Here is a 20520-nt window from a genome sequence, read left to right as displayed (position 1 = left end):
GAGTTAGGCCCCACACACGATGACCGACTCGCACCTCACCCGCCGCGCCCTGCTGCGGTACGGCGCCTACGGCGCGGGCGCCGCCGCCCTCGCCGGCACCACCGCGAGCTGGGACCGGCTCACCGGAGCCGACATCCCCGGCCGGGACGACGGCTCCCTCGTCGTCGCCACGCTGGGCCCCGCCTACGGGCCGGAGGCCATCCGCACGCTCCGCGAGGGCTTCGCCGAGATGCACCCCGACATCAGGCTCCGGATCAACGCGGTCCAGGCCGTCGACTGGTCGGACTTCTTCGCGAAGATCCTCACGCAGGTCGCCGCGGGCACCGCCCCCGACCTCGTCTATGTCGCCACCGAGGGCGTGCAGCTGTTCGCGCAGCGCCTCGGGGTGGCCCTGGACAAGTGGGTCAAGCGGGACGCGGCCGAGCTGAAGGAGTACTTCGCCGACGTCCACCCCTCGCTGGTGGAGTCGATGATGTACGAGGGCAGCCTCCACCAGCTCCCCGTGGAGTTCAACGCGGCCGACATGTACTTCAACAAGCAGGTGCTGAGGCGGGCGGGCGCGCGGTTCCCGCCGGCCGACTGGACCCGCGACGACTTCACGGCGCTGCTGCGGGACATGAAGAGGTCGAGCGGCTCCCGCTTCACGCCGTACTTCTGGACCAACCGGCTCTGGGGCGGTGTGGTGCCCTGGCTGTTCGCGAACGACACCAATCTGCTCGCCGAGTCCAAGGCGCCCGGAGGCGACTGGCTGTGGGACGGCTTCTACCCCGCCGGGCAGCGCAAGGGCCGCGGCGGAGGCTTCCGCTGGACGACACCGCAGGCCACCCACGACCGGGTGGAGGAGGTCTACGACTATCTCGCCTCCCTCATCCAGGACGGCCTGTGCACCCGCCCCGAGGGCGGCAACGGACAGAACCTCATCGGCGTGTTCTCCACCGGCCGGGTCGGCGTCACCCCGGCGGGCGGCTTCTGGGCGGGCGGACTGCACCTGGCCGGCATGGAGCGGGACGGTTTCGACGTGCAGTACTTCCCGCGCTGGCGCACCCAGCGCATGCAGTACGGCGCGGCGGGCTACGCCCTGCTGCGCACCTCGACGATGCAGGACGAGGCGTGGGAGTTCATCAAGTACGCCGCCCGCAAGGACACCCTGGAGCGGCTGTTCGCCACGAACCAGACCACCCCGGCCCGCCGCTCGCTGCTGACCGCCGGCCGCTACGCGAAGACCGGCCCGGCCCACTGGCCGGTCTTCTACGACACCCTCGACCGGTTCCCGGACACGGGCCCCATCCCGGCGCCGCCGCAGGTCGCCGAGGTCGAGCAGGTGCTGCTGAAGCACACCGGCACGGCCCTGGCCTCCGCGCGTTCGGTGCGTCCCGCGCTGCGCCGGATGCAGGGCGATCTGGAGAAGGCCATGGAGCGTGACGTATGACGAACACCCGGATACCGCCCGCGCGAGCCGAACGCCCCGCGGCCCCGCCCGCCCCGGCGCCGGAGGGTCCCTCGGCCCGTGACCGCGGCACGAGGCTGCTGGCCACACTGTTCCTGACCCCGACGATCGTCGGGATCGTGGTCTTCACGGCCGTGCCCATCGCCGGCTCGGTGATCCTGAGCCTGTTCCACTGGAACGTCATCGACTCGCCGTCCTACGCCGGGCTCTCCAACTACGGCGAGGTGTTCGGCGACGAGACCGTGCTGGTCTCCTTCCGCAACACGCTGGTGTTCATGGTGCTCGCCGTGGCGCTGCAACTCCTCGTCGCGCTGGCCCTCGCGCTGACGATCAACGGGCGGATGCCGGTGTGGCTGCGGTCGGTGTTCCGCTCGGCGTTCTTCTTCCCTCTGGTGCTGTCCGCCGCGTCGATCTCGGTGGTGATGAAGTACCTGTTCAACCAGGACTTCGGGGTGATCAACTGGCTGCTCGGCTTCGTCGGGATCGCGCCGGTGCCGTGGCTGACGTCGGAGAACGCGGCGATGGCGACGGTGGTCCTGGTCTACGTCTGGCAGCAGTTCGGCTTCTCGTTCCTGCTGTTCGTCGGCGGGCTGAACAACATTCCGAAGGAGATCCACGAGGCGGCCGCCCTCGACGGCGCGACGGGCCTGCGCAAGCACCTGACCGTCACACTGCCGCTGCTCTCGCCGACGCTGCTGGTCGCCTCGGTCGTCGGCATCATCAACGCCCTCCAGGTCTTCGAGCAGCCGTACGTCCTCACCAACGGCGGCCCCGGCGACTCCACCCGCACGGTCGTGATGGTCATCTACGAGACGGCGTTCGAGCAGCTGCGCTTCGGTGAGGCGTCCGCGGTGGGTGTGCTGCTGTTCGTGCTGATCATGGCGGTCACCGCCCTCCAGTTCCGGCTCAGCCGGCGTTTCGTCCACTACCAGTGAGCCGGGTGAGTCCTCCCATGAGCCAAGCAACCCTCTCCCACAGCCGTGTGCGGCACGGGCTCGCACCGTGGGCGCGGATCGCCGGCCTGGCCGTGTGCGCGCTGCTCACCCTGGGCCCGGTGGTGTGGACGGTGTCCACCTCGCTGCGCACCCCCGCCGAGGCCTTCGACCTCCCGCCGCAGCTCATCCCGTCGAACCCCTCCACCGAGGCCTACCGCGGGGTCTTCGACCAGATCGACGTCTGGCTGCTGGCGTTGAACTCCACGCTGGTCACGGCCCTGATCGCCGTCGGCCAGATGATCACGGCGGGCCTGGCCGGATACGCCTTCGCCCGGCTGGAGTTCCGCTTCAAGAAGCCGCTGTTCGGCCTGGTGCTGGCGACGATGATGGTGCCGTTGCAGGTCACCATCGTGCCGGTGTTCCTGGTGCTGAAGTCGATGAGCCTGACCGACACCCTGCTCGGGCTGATCATCCCGGCCTTCCCGACCGCGTTCGGCACGTTCCTGATGCGCCAGTACTTCCTCGGCATGCCCAAGGACCTGGGCGAGGCGGCGATGCTGGACGGGGCCGGACCCTGGCGGACCTTCCGGTCGGTGTACGCCCCGCTGGCCGCGCCCGGCCTCGCGATCGTCGGTGTCCTGGCCTTCAACTACCACTGGAACGAGTTCTTCCGCCCGCTGATCCTCGAGACGTCGGGCCAGAACTACACGCTGCCGCTGGGGCTGGTCTCCCTCCAGGGCAACCTCGGCACCGGCTCCATCTCCGTGGTGCTCGCCGGTGTCGTCCTGTCCATGATCCCCGCCGTCGCCGTGTTCGTCGTCGGCCAGCGCCCTCTGCGCGAGGGCATCACGTCCGCTGGAGTCAACCGTTGAGCCTCGCCGCTCCCCCGCACGACCCGCACGCCCCGCGCTTCCGGGTCCGCCCGCCCGCCAACTGGATGAACGACCCCAACGGTCCCTTCCGCTGGCGCGGCCGCCATCACCTCTTCTACCAGCACAACCCGGACGCCCCGGTGCACGCCAACGTCCACTGGGGCCATGCCTCCAGCGCCGACCTCGCGCACTGGGAGCACCATCCGATCGCGCTCACCCCCACCCCGGGCGGCCCGGACGAGGCGGGCTGCTGGTCGGGGTGCGTGGTCGACGACGGGGGCGTGCCGACGGCCGTCTACACCGGGGTCGACCACGACCACACCGGGCTCGGCACGATCTGCCTGGCCCGGGCGGCGGACCCGGACGACCCCGCGCTGGCCGAGTGGACGCCGTTGCCCGTCCCGGTGGTCACGGGCCCGCCCGAGGGTCTGGACGTGGTGATGTTCCGCGACCCGTTCGTCTTCCGGCACGAGGGCCGGCGCCGGGCGCTGGTCGGCGCCGGGCACGCCGACGGCACCCCGTCGGTCCTCCTCTACGACTGCGACGACCTCACCGACTGGCGGTTCGCGGGGGTGCTCCTGGACGGGCACGACCCGGCCGCCCGGGCCGCGTTCGGCGGCCGGGCCACCGGCTGGGAGTGCCCGCAGCTGTACGCCGCGCGGGACGGCGCGTGGGTGCTGGTGGTGTCCCTGTGGGACGGCAACCCGTGGACCACGGGCTACCTCACGGGCCGCCTGGACACGGACCTGCGCTTCACCGCCCGCACGGGCGGCCTGCTCGACCACGGCCGTGACTTCTACGCCCCCGCCGTGCTCCAGGAGCCGGACCGGGCTCTGATGTGGGGCTGGTCGTGGGAGGCCCGGGAGCAGGGCGAGGCCGACTGGGCCGGTGTCCTCACCGCTCCCCGTGTCGTCGACGTCCATCCGGACGGGGCGCTGCGGGTGTCCCCGGCGCCGGAGCTGCACCGGCTGCGGGCCGCCGAGCCGTTCGTCACCGCCCCGGGCCGGGCCGCGCTGCCGGCGGCCTACGACCTGACGGTCAGCGCCCGCGTCCGCACCACGGTCGGTCTGCTGAGGTCGGCCGCGGGCGATGAGCTGACGGTCTGCCTGGACCCGGACGCGGGCACGGTGACAGTGAACCGGGACGGGTGGCCCCGCGCGGAGGCCGCGGCACCGGTCGTCGTCCCGGTGCCGCCGGGCGAGGAGCTCACCCTGCGCGTCCTCGTCGACGGCTCGCTGTACGAACTGTTCGTCGGCGACCGGGCCACGGTCACCGAGCGCGTCTACGCACGCGCGGACGACAGCAGGGAGTTGAGCGTGACGTCCGGCGCGTCCGTCACCGGATGGGCGCTGGTCCCACCGACGAGCGGCTGATCACCGGGCAGGCCAGGCGCCGCACCGTGGCGGGCGGCGTCCGGCCCGTGGCGAGGGAGTCGAGGAGCAGCCGCGCGGCGGCCTCCCCCATCGCCCGGTGGGGCAGCGCGACCGTGGTGAGGGGCGGCGCGAGGTGGGCGGCCATGTGCTCCTGGTCGTCGTAGCCCACCACCGACAGATCGCCGGGGACGGTGATGCCGAGCCGGGTCGCGGCGTGCAGGACGCCCGCCGCGACCCGGTCGTTGTAGGCGAAGATCCCGGTGGGCCTGAGCTCGGGCGCGGCGTTGTCGAAAAGGCGTGTGGCGCCCTCGTAGCCGGCGGAGATCTCCCCTCCGGTGCGGACCACCCAGTCGCGCGGCACGGTGATGCCCTCGGCGCGCAGCGTGTCGCGGAAGCCGCGCAGCCGCTCCGCGGAGGCGATGTCGTCCTGCCCGCCGACGAGCGCGACCCGCCGGTGCCCCTGCTCCAGGAGCAGCCGGGCCGCCGTACGGCCGCCGGCGCGCTCGGCGGGGATGACGGCGGGCAGCGAGTCGTCCTCAGGCAGGCAGTTGGCGAGGACGGAGAGGGTGCGGTGCAGGCCCTCCGGGACACGGACGCGGCGCAGCGACATTGCGGCGTAGATGATGCCGTCGACGCGCCGGTCGAGGAGCTCGGCGACCGCGGCGTCCTCCTTGTCCGGGTCGCCGCCGGAGTCGATGGTGAGGACCAGGTGCTCGCCCGCCCAGGCCGTGTCCATGGCGCCGCGCAGCAGCCGTCCGGCGAACGGGGAGGAGGCGATCTCGTCGGTGACCAGGCCGATCACGGCCGTACGGCTGCGGCGCAGGCCGCGGGCGACGGGGTCGGGCCGGTAGCCCAGCTGGGTGGCGGCCTGCCGGATGCGTTCCTGGGTGGCGGGCGAGAGGTTGCCGGCGGCCCGGCCGTTGAACACGAAGGACACGGCGGTGTGCGACACGCCGGCGAGCCGTGCGACGTCTCGCGAGGTGGGTCGTCCCGATCCCGTCGCCGGCTTCTCCTCGGCGCTTCCCATGCCGTCCGCCGCCTTCATCCCCCACCCGTCCGGTTGATCACTGCTCACCCTATCCGTGCGCTGGAGGGACGACACGGTCCACGGGAAGGTCCGATGGTGATCGGCATCCCGACACACACGCTCAACGACGGTACGACGCTCCCCGCCCTGGGTCTGGGGACCTGGCCGCTCGGCGACGACGAGGCGCAGCAGGCGGTGCTCTCGGCCCTGGAGGCGGGCTGCCGCCTGATCGACACGGCGACGAACTACCGCAACGAGACGGGGGTCGGCCGCGGTGTGGCCTCCGGCGTGGTGCCGCGCGAGGAGGTCGTCGTGACGACGAAGCTCCCGGGCCGGCACCACGGTTACGAGGAGACCCTCGCGTCCTTCGAGGAGTCGCGGGCCCGCCTGGGTCTGGAGTACGTCGACCTGTACCTGATCCACTGGCCGCTGCCACGTGTGGACCGGTACGTCGACTCCTGGAAGGCCATGATCAAGCTGCGCGAGGAGGGGCTCGTCCGGTCGATCGGCGTCTCCAACTTCACGGCCGGGCACATCGAGCGGCTGGAGAAGGAGACGGGGGTGCTGCCCTCGGTCAATCAGATCGAGCTGCACCCGCTGCTGCCGCAGGACGAGCTGCGTGCCTTCCACGCGGGCAAGGGCATCGTCACCGAGAGCTGGAGCCCGCTGCGGCCGGGTACGCCCCTGCTGGAGGATCACGCCGTGGCGCGGATCGCCGAGGCGCACGGGGTGTCGCCGGGGCAGGTCGTGCTGCGCTGGCACACGCGGCTGGGCGCGGTACCGATCCCGAAGTCGGCGAACCCCGAGCGGCAGCGCGCCAACCTCGACGTCTTCGGCTTCGAGCTGAGCGAGGACGAGATGCGGGCCGTCGCGGACAGGCCGCAGCGGAGAGTCGGCGGGGACCCCGAGGTGCACGAGGAGTTCTGACGGGTACCCGGGGCACCCGAGTCAGGAAGGAGCCGCAGGTGGCCGAGCGGGACCGGCTGCGGGACCACCGCGGCGAGCGCGACTTCGACCGGACCGGCGAGCCCCGGGGACGCGGTGCGTCCGGCGGCGACGGGCCCCGGTTCGTGGTGCAGATCCACGACGCGAGCACGATGCACTTCGACTTCCGGTTGCAGGTGGACGACGTGCTGAAGTCCTGGTCGGTCCCGAAGGGCCCCTCGGCCGACCCGAAGGACAAGCGGCTCGCCGTGCCCACGGAGGACCATCCGCTGGAGTACGTGGAGTTCGAGGGCGTGATCCCCCGCGGCGAGTACGGCGGAGGCACGGTGATCGTCTGGGACCACGGCACGTACGAGCCACTGAGCCACGACCACGCAGGCCGGCCCGTCGACTTCGCGGAGTCGCTGGAGCGCGGGCACGCCACGTTCCGGCTGAGCGGTTCCAAGCTGCACGGCGAGTACGCCCTGACCCGGTTCCGCGGCGGTCGGGACGGCGACGGCGAGGAGGCCTGGCTGCTGGTGAAGCGGGCCGGGGGCTCGGCCCGTACGCACGGGGCTCCCGATCCCCGCCGGGCCCGCTCGGTCACGTCCGGCCGCACGCTCGCCCAGGTCGCCTCGGACGCGTCCGAGGAGTGAGCCGACCGGTCAGAACAGCGGTGTGAGGGACTGTTCGCACCAGATCGTCGTGCCCCGGGTGGTCTGCCGGCTGCCCCAGCGCTGGGTGAGCTGGGCGACCAGCAGCAGTCCGCGGCCGCCCTCGTCGTCCTGGTGGGCCCGTCACAGGTGCGGGGAGGCCGAACTGCCGTCGGACACCTCGCAGATGAGGGTCCGGTCCCGGATCAGGCGGAGCTGGATGGGCGGGGCGCCGTACCGGATGGCGTTGGTGACCGGTTCGCTGACGACGAGTTCGGTGACTTCATCCCCCGCTATCAACCGCGACGCCGCCATCGTGACGCTGTCAGGCCCGGTGGGCGCGCAGCGCGGTGAGCGCCCGGTCGGCGTGTGCGTTCATGCGCAGTTCGCTGCGGACGACGTCGAGGACGGTGCGGTCCTGGGCGATGACGAACGTGGCGCGCTTGGTGGGCGCCAGGGAGAAGCCGCGCTTCACCCCGAACCGTTCGCGGACCGCGCCGTCGGCGTCCGACAGCAGCGGCATGCCGAGGCCGTGCCGTCCGGCGAACTCCTGCTGGCGCTCGACGTCGTCGCCGCTGATACCCACGGGGCGTGCCCCCACGGCGGCGAACTCGGCGGCGAGGTCACGGAAGTGGCAGGCCTGGGCGGTGCAGCCGGGGGTCAGGGCGGCCGGGTAGAAGAAGAGCACGACGGGGCCCCCGGCGAGCAGCTCGGACAGGCTGCGGACGGTGCCGGTCTCGTCGGGCAGGGCGAAGTCCTCGACCTTGTCCCCGGTCTCCACGCGCGCGGTCACGACCTGCCCTCCGCGTTCCGGGCGACGCCGCGGGCCCAGAGCACGAGGGGCACCTGCAGGGGCAGGCGCCCGAAGGCGGCGGCCTTCTGCGGAGTGGGACGGTCGCGCCAGTCGGCGGCCATCTTGACGTTGGCGGGGAACACCCCGACGAAGAAGGCCGCCGTGGCGAGCGCGGCGGCCTTGCGGGTGCGCGGCAGCGCCAGACCGGCGGCGAGGGCGAGCTCGGCGGCGCCGCTCGCGTAGGTCCAGGCCCTCGGCGTGCCGGGCAGGCCGCGCGGGATGGTCGCGTCGAACGGGCGTGGGCGGGCGAAGTGGGCGACGCCCGCGGTGGCCAGGAGGCCGGCGAGCAGCAGGGGCGAGCGTTCGGACCGGGACACGGTTCCTCCTCTGATGGCCTGCCGCGCATTATTGCCGGTCGGTACAAAGGTCGGTTCACCGGGCCCCGGTGTTCCGGTGGTGACTGCCGGGCGTGTAGCCGAGGGACCGGCGGAAGACGTCGATGAACGCGCTGGCGGAGGACCAGCCGCAGCGGTGGGCCACGGCCGTGACGGGCAGGCCGTCGGCCAGCATCCGCAGGGCGTGGTAGAGCCGCGACCGGGTGCGCCACCGCGGGAACGTCATGCCGAACTCGCCGCGGAAGAGCCGGCTGAGGGTCCGCTCCCCCACGCAGGTCGCGGCCCCGAGTTCGGCGGAGCGTCACGGGCGGACGGCGGTGGTGCGCCGGTCGTACGCCCTGACGGTCCTGGCCGTGGCCTGGCTGGTCCTGGTGCCCGGGCCGCCGGTGTACCTGTTCGTGGCATTGACGTCGGCGGGCTTGTACGTGCCGTTCTCACTGCACATCACGCTGGGCCAGGACTTCCTGCCCCGGCGCGTGGGCACCGCGAGCGGGGTCACGCTGGGCCTGACGGTGAGCGTCGGCGGCCTCGCGGCCCCCGCGCTCGGCGCCCTGGCCGACGCGACGTCCCTCCGCACGGCCCTGCTGGCGCTCGTCGCACTGCCCGCGCGGGCCGACTGCTGCTGTACGGGCTGCGCGAGCCGGTGCCACCGGGGGCCGCGGTGCCCGAGCGGGCGGATCCGCAGGAGCCGGTGGCCCGGTGAAGGGGTGAGGGGCTCAGGGACGGCCTGCCGGCGTCATCCGACCGGGAGCGGAACTCCGGCGGCGCCCGGCCGGGCTCTTCCCCGCCGGGACATGACGGACCGGTCGAGGGGACCGGCCGGGGCTCACGCCGCGCCGGCTCGGGCCGACTGAGGTTCGCCCTCCTCGTCGACACAGTGGGCGAGGAAATCGTCGACCATGCGGTGGAAGAGCGTCGCGAGGTGGCGCAGCTCCTCGGGCGACCAGTCCGAGAGGGCCATCTGCATGCCGCGGACCCCGGCGTCGCGGACCTTGGCGATGGCCTCGCCGCCGGCGTCGGTGAGCTCGATGCGCTGGGCGCGGCGGTCGTCCGGGTCGGGGACGCGGGTGACGTACCCGGACCTGTGCAACTGCTGCACCGTGCGCGTGACGTGCGAGGCCTCCACGCCCAGCCGGACGGCGAGCTCCCCGGGCCGCAATGGTTCGGAGTCGGCGATCTGACGGAGCAGCGCGACAGCGGCACGGTCGAGCGGCACCCCCGCCAGGGCCATCAGCCGGTCGTGCTGACGGGCGCGCGTGCTCAGGTAGGTGACGCGGGTGAGCGCGCGCTCGATCTCGATCACTTCCAGGGAGGGGACGTCGGGGAGCGGTGGTGTGGACATGAGCATCAAACTACCATCTCATTGCGTAACTCAACTAAATCGAGCCCGGGGCGCCGTTCAGGGGAAAGAGGCCGCGAACACGCGTGAGCGCCGGGCGGCTCGTCGACACCTCACCCGTGGACCTGCCGCTGATCCCGCCCATGCTCGCCACGTCCGGCACCCTGCCGCCCGCCGCTCAGGACACGCGCTGGGCCTACGAGACCAAGCAGGACGGCCAGCGCGTGGTGGTCTACCTGCCCGGGGACGGCAGCGTACTGCTGCGCGCCCGCTCCGGGGACGACATCACGGCGGCCTACCCCGAACTCCGGCCGCTGGGCACCGCACTCGGCACCACACCCGCCGTACTGGACGGCGAGATCATGGCCCTGGACGACCAGGGCCGCGCCAGCTTCCAGCTCCTCCAGTCCCGGATGGGCCTGGCGCACGCACCCGCCAGGGCCGCGCGACGGGCCGCGAAGGTCCCGGTCCATCTCGTGCTGTTCGACCTGATGCACCTGGAGGGCCACTCCCTCCTCGGACTCCCCTACGCACGACGCCGCGCGGCGCTGGAGGACCTCGGACTCTCCGGCCCCTCCTGGTCGACCCCGCGCGCCCTCGTCGGACACGGCGCCGAAGCCCTGCGCGCCACCCGGGAGCACGGCCTGGAGGGCCTGGTCTGCAAACGGCTGGACTCGGTCTACGAACCGGGCATCCGCTCCCGGGCCTGGATCAAGATCCGCAACATGCGCACCGAGGACGTCCTGGTCGGCGGCTGGCAGCCCGGCAAGGGGCGGCTCACCGGCCTGCCCGGCGCGGTGCTGGTCGGACAGCGTGCCGCCGGACGGCTGCGCTACGTCGGCAGCGTGGGCACCGGCTGGAGCGAGGCCGAACGCACGGAACTGGCGGGGCTGCTGCGGGCCGCCGCGACCGACGTCTGCCCCTTCGACCCCGCCCCGCGCGCCCCGGGTGCGCACTGGGTCCTGCCCCGCCTGGTCGGTGAGGTCCGCTACAGCACCCGCACCCGGGAGGGGCTGCTGAGGCAGCCGTCCTGGCTCCGACTCCGGCCCGACCTGGCGCCCGAGGACGCAGCGGCGGACATCCCGGACGACCCGGCCTGAAACGGCGGCAGACGGCCGACTGTTGGGCTGCGATTCACCGTGGAGATCCTCCACCCCTCTTGGCATGGACGCGTTCAGCCTGGAAGCTGAACCTCCCTTTCCCCCACAGCCGTTGGGCTGCGCCCGGACCAAGGAGGACGCAGTGTCGTCACGCACGTTCGCCCACCGCAGGAGATGGCTCACCGGAGCGGCCGGTGCCGCCGCTCTCGTCCTCGCCTTCCCGGCCACGGCCTTCGCGGCCCCGCCGCCGGCGCTGCCCGCCAACGCGGACGCGCTGGAGCAGACGTACCAGCCCGCCTACGACTATGACACCGACGGCTGCTACTCGAGCCCCGCCATCGGCCCGGACGGCGCCGTGAACGGCGGGCTCAACCCGACCGGTGCCCTGAACGGCAACTGCCGGGACGCCTCGGACCTCGACAACACCAACGGCTACGCGCGCTCCAAGTGCAACAACGGCTGGTGCGCGATCCTGTACGCGCTCTACTTCGAGAAGGACCAGGCCGTGGCCGGGAGCAGCATCGGCGGCCACCGGCACGACTTCGAGCATGTCGCGGTGTTCGTGCAGGACAACCGGGTGAAGTACGTGTCGACGTCCGCTCACGGCGGGTTCACGGTGCACGCGGCTTCCTCGGTCCGCTTCGACGGCACGCACGCGAAGATCGTCTACCACAAGGACGGCATCAGAACCCACTGCTTCCGCGCGGCCAACTCCAACGACGAGCCGCCGGAAAACCACAAGCGCACCTGGCAGTACCCGGCGCTGGTCGGCTGGAACGGCTACCCGGCCGGAGTGCGCGACAAGCTCACGTCCTACGACTTCGGCAGCGCCAACTTCGGCCTGAAGGACGCCAACTTCACCAACCACCTGGCGTCGGCCAAGCCCTCCGGCATCTCCTTCGATCCGTACGCCTGACGCCTGCGGACCCGGTCCGGCTCTCCGGCCGGGCCGGGTCTCCGCCGCGTGATCCACTCGTTCCGAACTGACGCCCGATACCCGGCAGTCGGAGGAGGTACGGCACGAACGCCCCCGTGGAAGGGTCTATCGTGGCCGCATGTCCGTCCCCGAACTGATTCGCATCGTCTCCCGCGACTCCCCCATGGCCCTCGCCCAGGTGGAGCGCGTCCGGGCCGAGTTGGCCGCCGCCCATCCCGGAGTGCGCACCGAGGTCGTGCCGGTGAAGACCACCGGCGACAAGTGGATGGGCGATCTCTCCCAGGTCGAGGGCAAGGGCGCGTTCACCAAGGAGGTCGACGCGGCGCTGCTGGCCGGCGAGGCCGACCTCGCCGTGCACTGCGTGAAGGACGTGCCCGCCGACCGGCCGCTCCCGGCGGGGACGGTGTTCGCCGCGTTCCTCAAGCGGGACGACATCCGTGACGCCCTGATCCACCCGGGCGGACTCACCCTGGACGAGTTGCCGGCCGGGACGCGGATCGGCACCTCCTCGGTGCGCCGGGTGGCGCAGCTGGCCGCCACGCATCCGCACCTGGAGTGCGTGCCGTTCCGCGGCAACGCCAACCGGCGTCTGGCGAAACTGGCCGCCGGGGAGGCGGACGCCCTGCTGCTCGCGGTGTCCGGCCTGGAGCGCATCGGCCGCGAGGACGTGATCACCGAGATCCTCTCGACCGAGACGATGATGCCGCCCATCGGCGCGGGTGTGCTGGCGCTGCAGTGCCGCGAGGACGACGCCGCGCTGATCGACGCGGTGAGCGGTCTCGGCGACCCGGACACCCACCGGGAGACCACCGCCGAGCGCATGTTCCTGCATGTGCTCCAGGGACACTGCAACAGCCCCATCGCCGGGTTCGCGCAGGTGGACCGCAGCGGCGAACTGTCCCTGCGGGCCTGTGTGTTCACCCCGGACGGCAAGACGCGCCTCAACGCCCACGAGTGGGCGGGCCGCCTCGACCCGGCCACGCTCGGCACCTCGGTCGCCGTGGCCCTGCTGCGTCAGGGTGCCCGCGAGATCATCGACGGCATCCCGCACTGACCTCCGCGACGCCTGACGCCGGATCAGGCGGTGCCTTCCTCCGCCTGGTCCCGCAGGAAGACACTCACCTGGTGCGCCAGGCTGTCCCGCACCGCGCCCTGCTGGCCGCCGGCGGCTCCCTCGTGCGCCCCGATGCCGCCCGCCCACAGCCGGCGGCCGGTCCACTCCTCCTCGACGCGCAACTGCACCTGAACGTCCACGAGGCTCAACAAGGCCTCGGCGCCGGCCGCGTACAGCACGGCGGTGGCCCGGCGCAGCGGATAGACGTCAAAGCCCTCGATGAACTGCGAGTTGCGCCAGTCGATGAAGGCGCTCTCCCCGTCCGGGCCGAGCCGGACGTCGATCTGGCCGTCCTCGAGGTGGACGCCGAGCCGGCGGTTGCCGCGGTTCTCGACCGTCACCCGGAGGCAGAAGTACGTCAGTCCGTCGGCGGCGTCGTCCCTGCCGCGGGGCGGCTCGGCCAGTTCCAGACGGTGGACGCGGACGCGCAGACCGGCATGCTCGTCGTACTCCTGCCAGTCCCCGACCACGTTCGGCTCGTACACGCTGCACCCTCTCGACCTCTGGAAGCTGCTTCCTATCTGTGGTCTCAGCGCACTGTCAAATGAGCAGAATGCGCTGTGGCCAGGCAGTTCATCCCTTTTGATCGGTGATCAAGCCGTGCCCAGCAGTTATCCGGAAACAGCCGGAGAAAGCGCTTGCAACGGCGTGCCGCACATCACTTCCACGAGTGAAGATCAACGGGCCAGACGGCCCAGCGGGGCCGAGCCCGCGGTGACGCCGAGCGCGGCAGCGACGAACAGCACCGCGAAGTCGGACGCCAGATGGTGAGGGGTGCCGAGCAGGAGCCCGCGCGGAGCGTCGGCCTCGTGGCTGAGCGGGTTGGCCTTGCTGACGGCCTGGAGCCAGCCGGGCATCACGGACACCGGGTACAGGGCATTGGAGCCGAAGAACAGCGGCACGGCGACCGCCTGCCCGATGCCCATGAGGCGGCCCCGGCTGAGGACGATGCCGGCATGGTCACCGACAGGCAGGAGAAGAAGGCCGAGCCGAGGACGACGATCGCGGCTACGGCGAGCAGCTGGAGCGGGTTCCACGTCGAGATCGGCTCTGCGACAGAGGCAACCGGCCCAAGCTGAGGTCAAGCGAGGTCGAGGGACGCCCTCGAATTGAGCGCGACCTTGAGTGCGCCCGCGTCCCCCAAATGCCGTATTGTCTGAATTGTTAGTGCTTCGGACAGGAGGCACGCGCGTGGGGAGCCGGCCGACCGGGCCCCGGTGCTTTTCCATGAGGTCCGAGGCCGCGTTTCCCACGGTGTCTGTCCATACTCAGCACCTGCTCAGGGAGGTACGCACCATGCGTATCGCCGGCAGCACCCGAACGCACCCCCACGACGACGCCCCCGACACCGCCGCGGCGTTCGCGCGACTGGCGCGGCTGCCCGAGGGGCCCGAGCGCAAGGCCCTGCGGGACGAACTGGTCGAGGCCTGGCTCCCGATGGCCGAGCGGATCGCCGTCCGCTTCCGGGGCCGTGGCGAGGCCCTCGAGGACCTGTACCAGGTGGCGGCTCTCGGCCTGGTGAAGGCGGTCGACCACTACGACCCGGCCCGCGGCAACGCCTTCGAGGCGTACGCGGTACCGACGGTCACCGGCGAGATCAAGCGCCACTTCCGGGACCACATGTGGACACTGCACGTGCCCCGCCGGGTCCAGGACCTGCGCAACCGGGTGCGGCACGCCTCCAAGGAGCTGTCGCAGACCACCCCGGGGCGCTCCCCCACGGTCACCGAGATCGCCGAGTACACCCAGCTCACCGAGGGTGAGGTGCGCACCGGCATGGAGGCCCTGGAGTGCTTCACCGCGCTGTCGCTGGAGGCGGAAATGCCCGGGACCGACGGGTACGCCCTCGGGGACGCGATCGGCGGGCCCGACCCGGCCTTCGACATCGTCGTCAACCGCGTCGCCGTCAGGCCCTGTCTCGAGGCGCTGCCCGAGCGCGAGCGGATCATTCTCTATCTGCGGTTCTTCAAGGGCATGACACAGAGCCGCATCGCGGAGCAGCTCGGCATCTCGCAGATGCACGTCTCCCGCCTGCTGAGCAGCTGCTTCGCCCATCTGCGTGAGGAACTGCTGGCCGAGGCCCGGTGAAGGGGGCGCCGCCGGGGATCACCCCTCCGGCGGCGAGCCGGGGATCTGCGTCGGTCCGGCGCGGTCGAGGGCATCTTCCAGGGCGGCCCGGATCTCCTCGGGCATCACGCCCGTGCGCCCCCAGACGAGGATCAGTTCCGCGACGTTGCGCAGCTTGATGTTGGTGTGCTGGGAGACCTCCTTCAGGACGGCCCACCCCTGGTCGGGGGAGATCCGGCCGAGCGCGACGACCATGCCGATCGCCTGGTCCACGACGGCGTGGGACACGACCGCCTCCTTCAGCTGCTGGACCTCTTCCTGCAACGCGAAGATCCGGTCCGAGCCCCCGTCCGTGGGCATGGTCACCTCCGGGTCCGGTGCGCCGCTGCGCCCGAGGTCCCACCGGGTGCTTGAGTACCTTGACGCAGTGTCCGACCCATCCATCGTCCTCACTCGGCCCGCCCGGTGCCACCGGGGCGGACCGGGCCGGACGCCGTTTCGACGCCCTCGCCGGGGTACTCGGCAGGCGCCCCAGGCGGTTCCGGTTGGACACTGGTGTCAATCCTCCGGTGGCTGCCAGGCCGACGAGATCAGGACGCGACTGCCATGAATCACGACATGCCCACCTCCTCCGGCACGAAGGACGTCGTCGCATCACACTCCGTGTTCGGCGCGCCCTGTTGGGTGAGCCTGACGAGCCGGGACGTCAAGGCGACCGAGGAGTTCTACGGCGCCGTGCTGGGCTGGCAGTGGCGGCCGGCCAAACTCGGCGACCGGTTCCGGATCGCGCTGGTCGACGGCTCGCCGGTGGCCGGGATCGCGGGGGTGGCGGCCATGTGGCAGATGGCCGTGGCGTGGACGCCGTACTTCGCGGTGCGCAGCGCGGACGATGCGGTCGCGCGGGTGCAGGAGCGTATGGGCACGGTCGCGGTCGGTCCGATCTCCCTGCCGCCGGGGCGGGCGGCGCTGCTGGCCGACCGGGACGGGGCCACGTTCGGCATCTGGGAGGGCGACCTCTTCACCGACTGGGAGACGTGGCGCAACGCCCAGCCGGCCTTCATCACGCTCCACACCCGTGACGCGTTCGACGCGGCGATCTTCTACGGCGAGATCCTCGAATGGGCGACGCAGCGGCCCGGCTGCTGCGAGGTCCACTACGAGGGCGGCGAGGTCGTGCTGCGCAGCCGCGGGGACGTGGTGGCCCGGATCGAGTCCGGCGCCCTGGAAGCGGCCCCCGACCCCGCGATCCGGCCGCACTGGCAGGTCCACTTCTCCGTCGACGACGTGGAGGCCTGCGCCCGCGCGGCGGAGCTCCACGGCGGCAGCGTGCTGGCCAAGGGCAGCGACGAGGCGGTGCTGCGGGACCACGACGGCGCGCAGTTCACGGTGACCTTGCGCCGCGAGCACTGACCCGGGCCCGCTCCACGAGCACCGGCCCGTGTCACTCCCCTCACTCCTTCCCAGGCGCCGCCCGTGACGGCCGGGACAGCAGGACCAGGCTGCGGGCGTCGACGGTGAGGCCCGTCCCCGCCTTGTGCTCCGCCTCGTCGGGTGTGCCCTCCGGGTCGGCCGTGTCGATGAGGGCCGTCCACCGTTCGCCGTAGGAGGCCTTCGGGAGGCGGAAGTCGACCGGCTCCCAGTGGCTGTTGAGCAGCAGCAGGAACGAGTCGTCGACGACCGGGCGGCCCCACGGGTCGGGTTCGGCGATGGCGTCGCCGTTGAGGAAGACGCCGACGGAGTGCGCGTCGCCGCGCTGCCAGTCGTCGTCGGTCATCTCGCGGGCGTCCGGCGCCAGCCACACCAGGTCGGGCAGCGGCTGGTCCGCGCGGGTCAGGGTCTCGCCGCGGAAGAAGCGGCGCCGGCGCAGTACGGGGTGTCCCGTGCGCAGCCGGATGAGGTACCGGGTGAACTCCACCAGGTCGCGCTGCTCCTCGGTGAGCCGCCAGTCGATCCAGGAGATGTCGTTGTCCTGGCAGTAGGCGTTGTTGTTGCCGCCCTGGGTGCGCCCGAGCTCGTCGCCGTGGGAGAGCATGGGGATGCCCTGGGACAGCAGCAGCGTGGCGAGGAAGTTGCGCTGCTGGCGCGTGCGCAGCTCCCGCACGGCCGGGTCGCGGGTCGCGCCCTCGGCGCCGCAGTTCCAGGAGCGGTTGGTGCTCTCGCCGTCCTGGTTGTCCTCGCCGTTGCCCTCGTTGTGCTTGTCGTTGTACGAGACGAGGTCACGCAGGGTGAAGCCGTCGTGCGCGGTGACGAAGTTGACGCTGGCGCGGGGCCGGCGCCTGCTGTGCTGGTACAGGTCGGAGGAGCCCGTGAGCCGGGAGGCGAGCTCGCCGAGGGTGTGGTCCTCGCCGCGCCAGAAGTCGCGGACCGCGTCGCGGTACATGCCGTTCCACTCCGACCACAGCGGCGGGAAGTTGCCCACCTGGTAGCCGCCCTCGCCGACGTCCCACGGCTCGGCGATCAGTTTGACGCGGCTGATCACCGGGTCCTGCTGAATGAGGTCGAAGAACGCCGACAGCCGGTCCACCTCGTGGAACTGCCGGGCGAGCGTCGCCGCGAGGTCGAAGCGGAAGCCGTCGACATGCATCTCGGTCACCCAGTACCGCAGCGAGTCCATGATCAGCTGAAGGACGTAGGGGTGCCGCATCAGCAGGCTGTTGCCGGTGCCCGTGGTGTCGTAGTAGTGCTCCCAGTCGCCGTCGACCAGGCGGTAGTACGAGGAGTTGTCGATGCCGCGGAAGGACAGCGTGGGGCCCCGCTCGTTGCCCTCGGCGGTGTGGTTGTAGACCACGTCGAGGATTACTTCGAGCCCGGCCGCGTGCAGGGTCTTCACCATCTGCTTGAACTCGGCGACCTGCTCCCCGCGTGTGCCGTGGGCGGCGTAGCCGTTGTGGGGCGCGAAGAAGCCGATGGTGTTGTAGCCCCAGTAGTTGGCCAGGCCGCGGTCGTGCAGCACACCGTCGTGGACGAACTGGTGGACCGGCATCAGCTCCACGGCCGTGACGCCCAGGGAGGTCAGGTGGTCGACGACCGCGGGGTGCGCCAGCCCGGCGTAGGTGCCCCGCAATTCCTCGGGCACCTCGGGGTGGGTGCGGCTCATGCCCTTGACGTGCGCCTCGTAGATCACGGTGTCGGCGTACGGCCGGCAGGGCCGGGCGTCGTCGCCCCAGTCGAAGGCCGGGTCGGTCACGACGCCGAGCATGGTGTGCCCGGCGCTGTCGGCCGGGTCGGGGCCGTCGGGGTTGCGTTCGTAGAGCGAGGGGTGGTTGTCGATCTGCCCGTCCACCGCACGGGCGTACGGGTCGAGCAGGAGTTTCGCCGGGTTGCAGCGGTGCCCGGCGGCCGGGGCCCACGGCCCGTGCACGCGGTAGCCGTAGCGCTGGCCGGGGCCGACGCCGGGGAGGTAGCCGTGCCACACGAAGCCGTCGACCTCGTTCAGCGGCACCTGTGTGCGGGTGCCGTCGTCGTCCACGAGGACCAGCTCGACACGTTCGGCGACCTCGCTGAAGAGCGCGAAGTTGGTGCCCTCCCCGTCGTAGGCCGCACCCAGCGGGTAGGGGCGCCCGCTCCAGGCGGACACCCCTTTCCGATTCTGCCGGCGCGTCACCGGGCGTCCTCCAGGACATCGCCCGGCGTGCTGGCCGGTCCGGCCAGCTGCGCGACGCGCTCCTCGCGGGGCACGTCGAGACCCTCGCTCTCCCGCGGCGCGGGAGCGGTCGGCACCAGCGGGACGCGTTCGCCGGCGCGGGCGCGCTGCGAGAACCAGATGACCTTGCTGCCGGTCTCGGTCGCACAGCAGCCCCAGCCGTCGCTCATCGCCGCGATGTGCTCCAGGCAGCCTCGCAGCTCCTGGTCCGGGCGCAGGGCCCGGTCGTTGTCCCCGATGGCGGTGATCAGGTGCTGCCGGTTCCACCACATCTCGATCGACGTCTTCTTGTCCGTGGCGTGCTCGTCGATGGCGTTGAGCAGCATCTCGGCACCGCCGCAGACGGGCTGGACCAGGTTGTCCAGGTCCCAGAACTTCAGGTGAGCGGCCAGAATGCGGCTGACCTGTCCCACCCGTTCCGGGCTGACTTCCACGTCGAGGTGGTAGTAGCAGGGCACTGCGGTCTTCATCGGTCGGCTCTCCTCACCGCGAGGCTCAGTTCCTTCTCACTCCCGCGGTCTGCGGGACGTTCCCCGAACACGGAACGTGAGCGCCTATCGCTTCTGAGTCACCCTCAGCCTGAGGGCGCTAGCCCGTTCGTGCAACACGAGCGCACGATTGAGGCGGTACGGCACACAAGTGAGCGAGTCGAGGTGGCCGGAACGGCGCAGAAGAGCGGCCACTGGTTGAAGATCCAACAAGACGCTGCGTCGCCGCGCGTGCACCATGTGTGAAGAACTCGATCGCCGTTACGGACCCGTGCCGCTGTACGCACGGCCGCCGTCCGACCGTCGGGAGACCGTGCCCCTCGAGCCCCGAAAGGTGATCGGCGCCATGCTGCTACCCGCCAAAGCCGAAGTCGCCCGGCAGTTGCGGCGTTACCGGGCCTGGGAACGCGTGATGCTCGCGGCACCGAACGACCGCACGGTGCGGACCACGTTCGAGGACTCCGGCTACACGCTCTGCGTGCTGATGGGCAAGCGCTGCGCACGCGAGGCGGCGGACGCGGCCGAGCGGTACCTGCGCACGAACCAGGTCACGTATCTCGAGGATCAGCAGATCACCTGCCTGCAGGAGCAGCACGTCACCTGTCTGCAGGTACCCGTCGAACGGCCTCGTCCGGCCGCGGCCGTCCGACGCAGACCGCCGGCGGCGGAGCGGAGATCCCCGGCCGCCGAGCGGAGATCCACCGCGGGAAGGTAGCACCCTTCCCGCACTTCTTGTCCCCTGAACCGGGCCCCGCCGCCCGGCTTTCGAGCACGGTGGAGGTGAGGACCATGAGTAGGACCCGGGCCATCGGCCGTATCCCGGTACGGGACGTCCGCCCGGCCGTGGAGAGCGGCAACCGGCCGGCGAAGGCGGTCGTGGGTGAGACGTTCGAGGTCACCGCCACCGTGTTCCGGGAGGGGCACGACGCGGTGGCCGCCAATGTCGTCCTGAAGGATCCCGAGGGCCGCCCGGGCCCGTGGACGCCGATGCGCGAGCTCGCCCCCGGCAGCGACCGCTGGGGCGCCGACGTCACCGCGAACGCCGTCGGCCGCTGGTCTTACCGGGTGGAGGCCTGGAGCGACCCGGTGGCCACCTGGCGCCACACGGCGGGCATAAAGATCCCGGCGGGCATCGACCCGGGCCTGGTCCTGGAGGAGGGCGCGGAACTCCACGAGCGGGCAGCGGCCGGCGTGCCGAAGGACGCCGGCCGCGATGTGCTGCTCGCCGCCGCGGAGGCCCTGCGGGACGAGGACCGCCCCGTGGCGGCTCGTCTGGCGGCGGCGCTGACGCCGGAGGTGGACGCGGTCCTGGAGCGGTATCCGTTGCGGGATCTGGTCACCAGCAGTGAGCCCCTGCCGCTTCTCGTGGAGCGGGAGCGGGCGCTGTACGGCTCGTGGTACGAGTTCTTCCCG

Annotated in this window: 21 protein-coding genes and 4 pseudogenes; 14 read left to right on the top strand and 11 right to left on the bottom strand. The window is 71.8% G+C overall.

Annotated features, from left to right (window positions below):
* Positions 1 to 19 precede the first annotated feature (19 nt).
* The 4 genes from HDC93_RS36180 to HDC93_RS36165 are packed head-to-tail and all read left to right on the top strand — an operon-like array spanning position 20 to position 4627.
* Entirely contained in the window at positions 20 to 1429 is a 1410-nt protein-coding gene (locus HDC93_RS36180; protein ID WP_185015018.1) for an extracellular solute-binding protein, read from the top strand.
* Positions 1426 to 2382 (top strand): carbohydrate ABC transporter permease, encoded by a 957-nt coding sequence (locus tag HDC93_RS36175; RefSeq protein ID WP_185015017.1) that lies wholly within the window; start codon positions 1426 to 1428, stop codon positions 2380 to 2382. The genes HDC93_RS36180 and HDC93_RS36175 overlap by 4 nt, the downstream gene beginning before the upstream one ends.
* Before the next feature lie 17 nt (positions 2383 to 2399).
* Positions 2400 to 3254 carry a carbohydrate ABC transporter permease gene (locus tag HDC93_RS36170; RefSeq protein ID WP_185015016.1) on the top strand — a complete coding sequence of 285 codons (855 nt, stop codon included), beginning with the start codon at positions 2400 to 2402 and terminating at the stop codon, positions 3252 to 3254.
* Positions 3251 to 4627: a glycoside hydrolase family 32 protein gene (locus HDC93_RS36165; protein WP_185015015.1), complete on the top strand. Its 1377-nt coding sequence runs from the start codon at positions 3251 to 3253 to the stop codon at positions 4625 to 4627. The genes HDC93_RS36170 and HDC93_RS36165 overlap by 4 nt, the downstream gene beginning before the upstream one ends.
* Here HDC93_RS36165 and HDC93_RS36160 read toward each other — a convergent pair.
* On the bottom strand, positions 4590 to 5654 hold the full coding sequence (locus HDC93_RS36160; protein WP_185015014.1) for a LacI family DNA-binding transcriptional regulator: 1065 nt from the start codon (positions 5652 to 5654) through the stop codon (positions 4590 to 4592). The genes HDC93_RS36165 and HDC93_RS36160 overlap by 38 nt on opposite strands.
* A 96-nt stretch (positions 5655 to 5750) precedes the next feature.
* On the opposite strand from HDC93_RS36160, the gene HDC93_RS36155 reads away from it, so the two are divergent.
* Both HDC93_RS36155 and HDC93_RS36150 read left to right on the top strand, forming a co-directional pair.
* A complete protein-coding gene (locus HDC93_RS36155) occupies positions 5751 to 6581 on the top strand; it encodes an aldo/keto reductase (RefSeq protein ID WP_185015040.1) in 831 nt (276 codons plus the stop codon).
* A gap of 38 nt (positions 6582 to 6619) precedes the next feature.
* Positions 6620 to 7234 carry a DNA polymerase ligase N-terminal domain-containing protein gene (locus HDC93_RS36150; RefSeq protein ID WP_185015013.1) on the top strand — a complete coding sequence of 205 codons (615 nt, stop codon included), beginning with the start codon at positions 6620 to 6622 and terminating at the stop codon, positions 7232 to 7234.
* Between the two features lie 9 nt (positions 7235 to 7243).
* Here the strand turns inward: HDC93_RS36150 and HDC93_RS36145 are convergent.
* The 4 genes and pseudogenes from HDC93_RS36145 to HDC93_RS36130 form a co-directional block, all read right to left on the bottom strand.
* Positions 7244 to 7543, bottom strand: a pseudogene (locus tag HDC93_RS36145) (ATP-binding protein); the annotation flags it as partial.
* Positions 7544 to 7556: 13 nt separating this feature from the next.
* Positions 7557 to 8024 (bottom strand): peroxiredoxin, encoded by a 468-nt coding sequence (locus HDC93_RS36140; protein ID WP_311774724.1) that lies wholly within the window; start codon positions 8022 to 8024, stop codon positions 7557 to 7559.
* Entirely contained in the window at positions 8021 to 8401 is a 381-nt protein-coding gene (locus HDC93_RS36135) for a DoxX family protein (RefSeq protein ID WP_185015012.1), read from the bottom strand. The genes HDC93_RS36140 and HDC93_RS36135 overlap by 4 nt, the downstream gene beginning before the upstream one ends.
* A 55-nt stretch (positions 8402 to 8456) precedes the next feature.
* Positions 8457 to 8711 (bottom strand): annotated as a pseudogene (locus HDC93_RS36130) (helix-turn-helix transcriptional regulator); the annotation flags it as partial.
* 1 nt (position 8712) lies between these two features.
* Here HDC93_RS36130 and HDC93_RS36125 point away from each other — a divergent pair.
* Positions 8713 to 9122, top strand: a pseudogene (locus HDC93_RS36125) (MFS transporter); the annotation flags it as partial.
* A gap of 123 nt (positions 9123 to 9245) precedes the next feature.
* On the opposite strand, the gene HDC93_RS36120 reads toward HDC93_RS36125, so the two are convergent.
* On the bottom strand, positions 9246 to 9761 hold the full coding sequence (locus HDC93_RS36120; protein ID WP_185015011.1) for a MarR family winged helix-turn-helix transcriptional regulator: 516 nt from the start codon (positions 9759 to 9761) through the stop codon (positions 9246 to 9248).
* A 116-nt stretch (positions 9762 to 9877) separates the two neighbouring features.
* On the opposite strand from HDC93_RS36120, the gene ligD reads away from it, so the two are divergent.
* The 3 genes from ligD to hemC all read left to right on the top strand — a co-directional run bounded on the left by ligD (position 9878) and on the right by hemC (position 12849).
* The gene (ligD, locus tag HDC93_RS36115; RefSeq protein WP_185015038.1) at positions 9878 to 10858 is read left to right on the top strand and encodes a non-homologous end-joining DNA ligase; all 981 of its coding nucleotides are present in this window, start codon (positions 9878 to 9880) and stop codon (positions 10856 to 10858) included.
* Positions 10859 to 11000: 142 nt separating this feature from the next.
* Positions 11001 to 11774, top strand: a complete 774-nt coding sequence (locus HDC93_RS36110) for an NPP1 family protein (RefSeq protein ID WP_185015010.1) — start codon at positions 11001 to 11003, stop codon at positions 11772 to 11774.
* A 139-nt stretch (positions 11775 to 11913) separates the two neighbouring features.
* Positions 11914 to 12849 carry a hydroxymethylbilane synthase gene (hemC, locus tag HDC93_RS36105; protein ID WP_185015009.1) on the top strand — a complete coding sequence of 312 codons (936 nt, stop codon included), beginning with the start codon at positions 11914 to 11916 and terminating at the stop codon, positions 12847 to 12849.
* A 23-nt stretch (positions 12850 to 12872) separates the two neighbouring features.
* Here hemC and HDC93_RS36100 read toward each other — a convergent pair whose 3' ends face one another.
* Positions 12873 to 13394, bottom strand: a complete 522-nt coding sequence (locus tag HDC93_RS36100) for a hypothetical protein (RefSeq protein WP_185015008.1) — start codon at positions 13392 to 13394, stop codon at positions 12873 to 12875.
* 192 nt (positions 13395 to 13586) lie between these two features.
* A pseudogene (locus HDC93_RS36095) lies at positions 13587 to 13951 on the bottom strand (ABC transporter permease); the annotation flags it as partial.
* 254 nt (positions 13952 to 14205) lie between these two features.
* On the opposite strand from HDC93_RS36095, the gene HDC93_RS36090 reads away from it, so the two are divergent.
* Positions 14206 to 14997, top strand: coding sequence for an RNA polymerase sigma factor SigF (locus HDC93_RS36090; RefSeq protein WP_185015007.1), 792 nt, complete (start codon positions 14206 to 14208; stop codon positions 14995 to 14997).
* 18 nt (positions 14998 to 15015) lie between these two features.
* On the opposite strand, the gene HDC93_RS36085 is transcribed toward HDC93_RS36090, so the two are convergent.
* Positions 15016 to 15336, bottom strand: a complete 321-nt coding sequence (locus tag HDC93_RS36085; RefSeq protein WP_185015006.1) for an ANTAR domain-containing protein — start codon at positions 15334 to 15336, stop codon at positions 15016 to 15018.
* Positions 15337 to 15582: 246 nt separating this feature from the next.
* Here HDC93_RS36085 and HDC93_RS36080 point away from each other — a divergent pair, with 246 nt between their 5' ends.
* Positions 15583 to 16386: a VOC family protein gene (locus HDC93_RS36080; RefSeq protein ID WP_185015005.1), complete on the top strand. Its 804-nt coding sequence runs from the start codon at positions 15583 to 15585 to the stop codon at positions 16384 to 16386.
* A 40-nt stretch (positions 16387 to 16426) separates the two neighbouring features.
* Here HDC93_RS36080 and glgX read toward each other — a convergent pair whose 3' ends face one another.
* Both glgX and HDC93_RS36070 read right to left on the bottom strand, forming a co-directional pair.
* A complete protein-coding gene (gene glgX / locus HDC93_RS36075) occupies positions 16427 to 18580 on the bottom strand; it encodes a glycogen debranching protein GlgX (RefSeq protein WP_185015004.1) in 2154 nt (717 codons plus the stop codon).
* Positions 18577 to 19089: a pep a2 gene (locus HDC93_RS36070; protein ID WP_185015003.1), complete on the bottom strand. Its 513-nt coding sequence runs from the start codon at positions 19087 to 19089 to the stop codon at positions 18577 to 18579. Before HDC93_RS36070 ends, glgX begins: the two co-directional genes overlap by 4 nt.
* A gap of 364 nt (positions 19090 to 19453) precedes the next feature.
* Between HDC93_RS36070 and HDC93_RS36065 the strand changes: the two genes are divergently transcribed.
* A complete protein-coding gene (locus tag HDC93_RS36065) occupies positions 19454 to 19822 on the top strand; it encodes a DUF5133 domain-containing protein (protein ID WP_185015002.1) in 369 nt (122 codons plus the stop codon).
* A gap of 74 nt (positions 19823 to 19896) precedes the next feature.
* Positions 19897 to 20520: maltotransferase domain-containing protein (locus HDC93_RS36060; protein WP_185015001.1), on the top strand; the 624-nt coding region annotated here is incomplete at its 3' end.

This window comes from Streptomyces sp. AK010, from assembly GCF_014207295.1.
GTDB lineage: Bacteria > Actinomycetota > Actinomycetes > Streptomycetales > Streptomycetaceae > Streptomyces > Streptomyces massasporeus.
The sequence above is the reverse complement of the archived record's forward strand: the minus strand, read 5'-3'. Positions and strand labels throughout refer to the sequence as shown.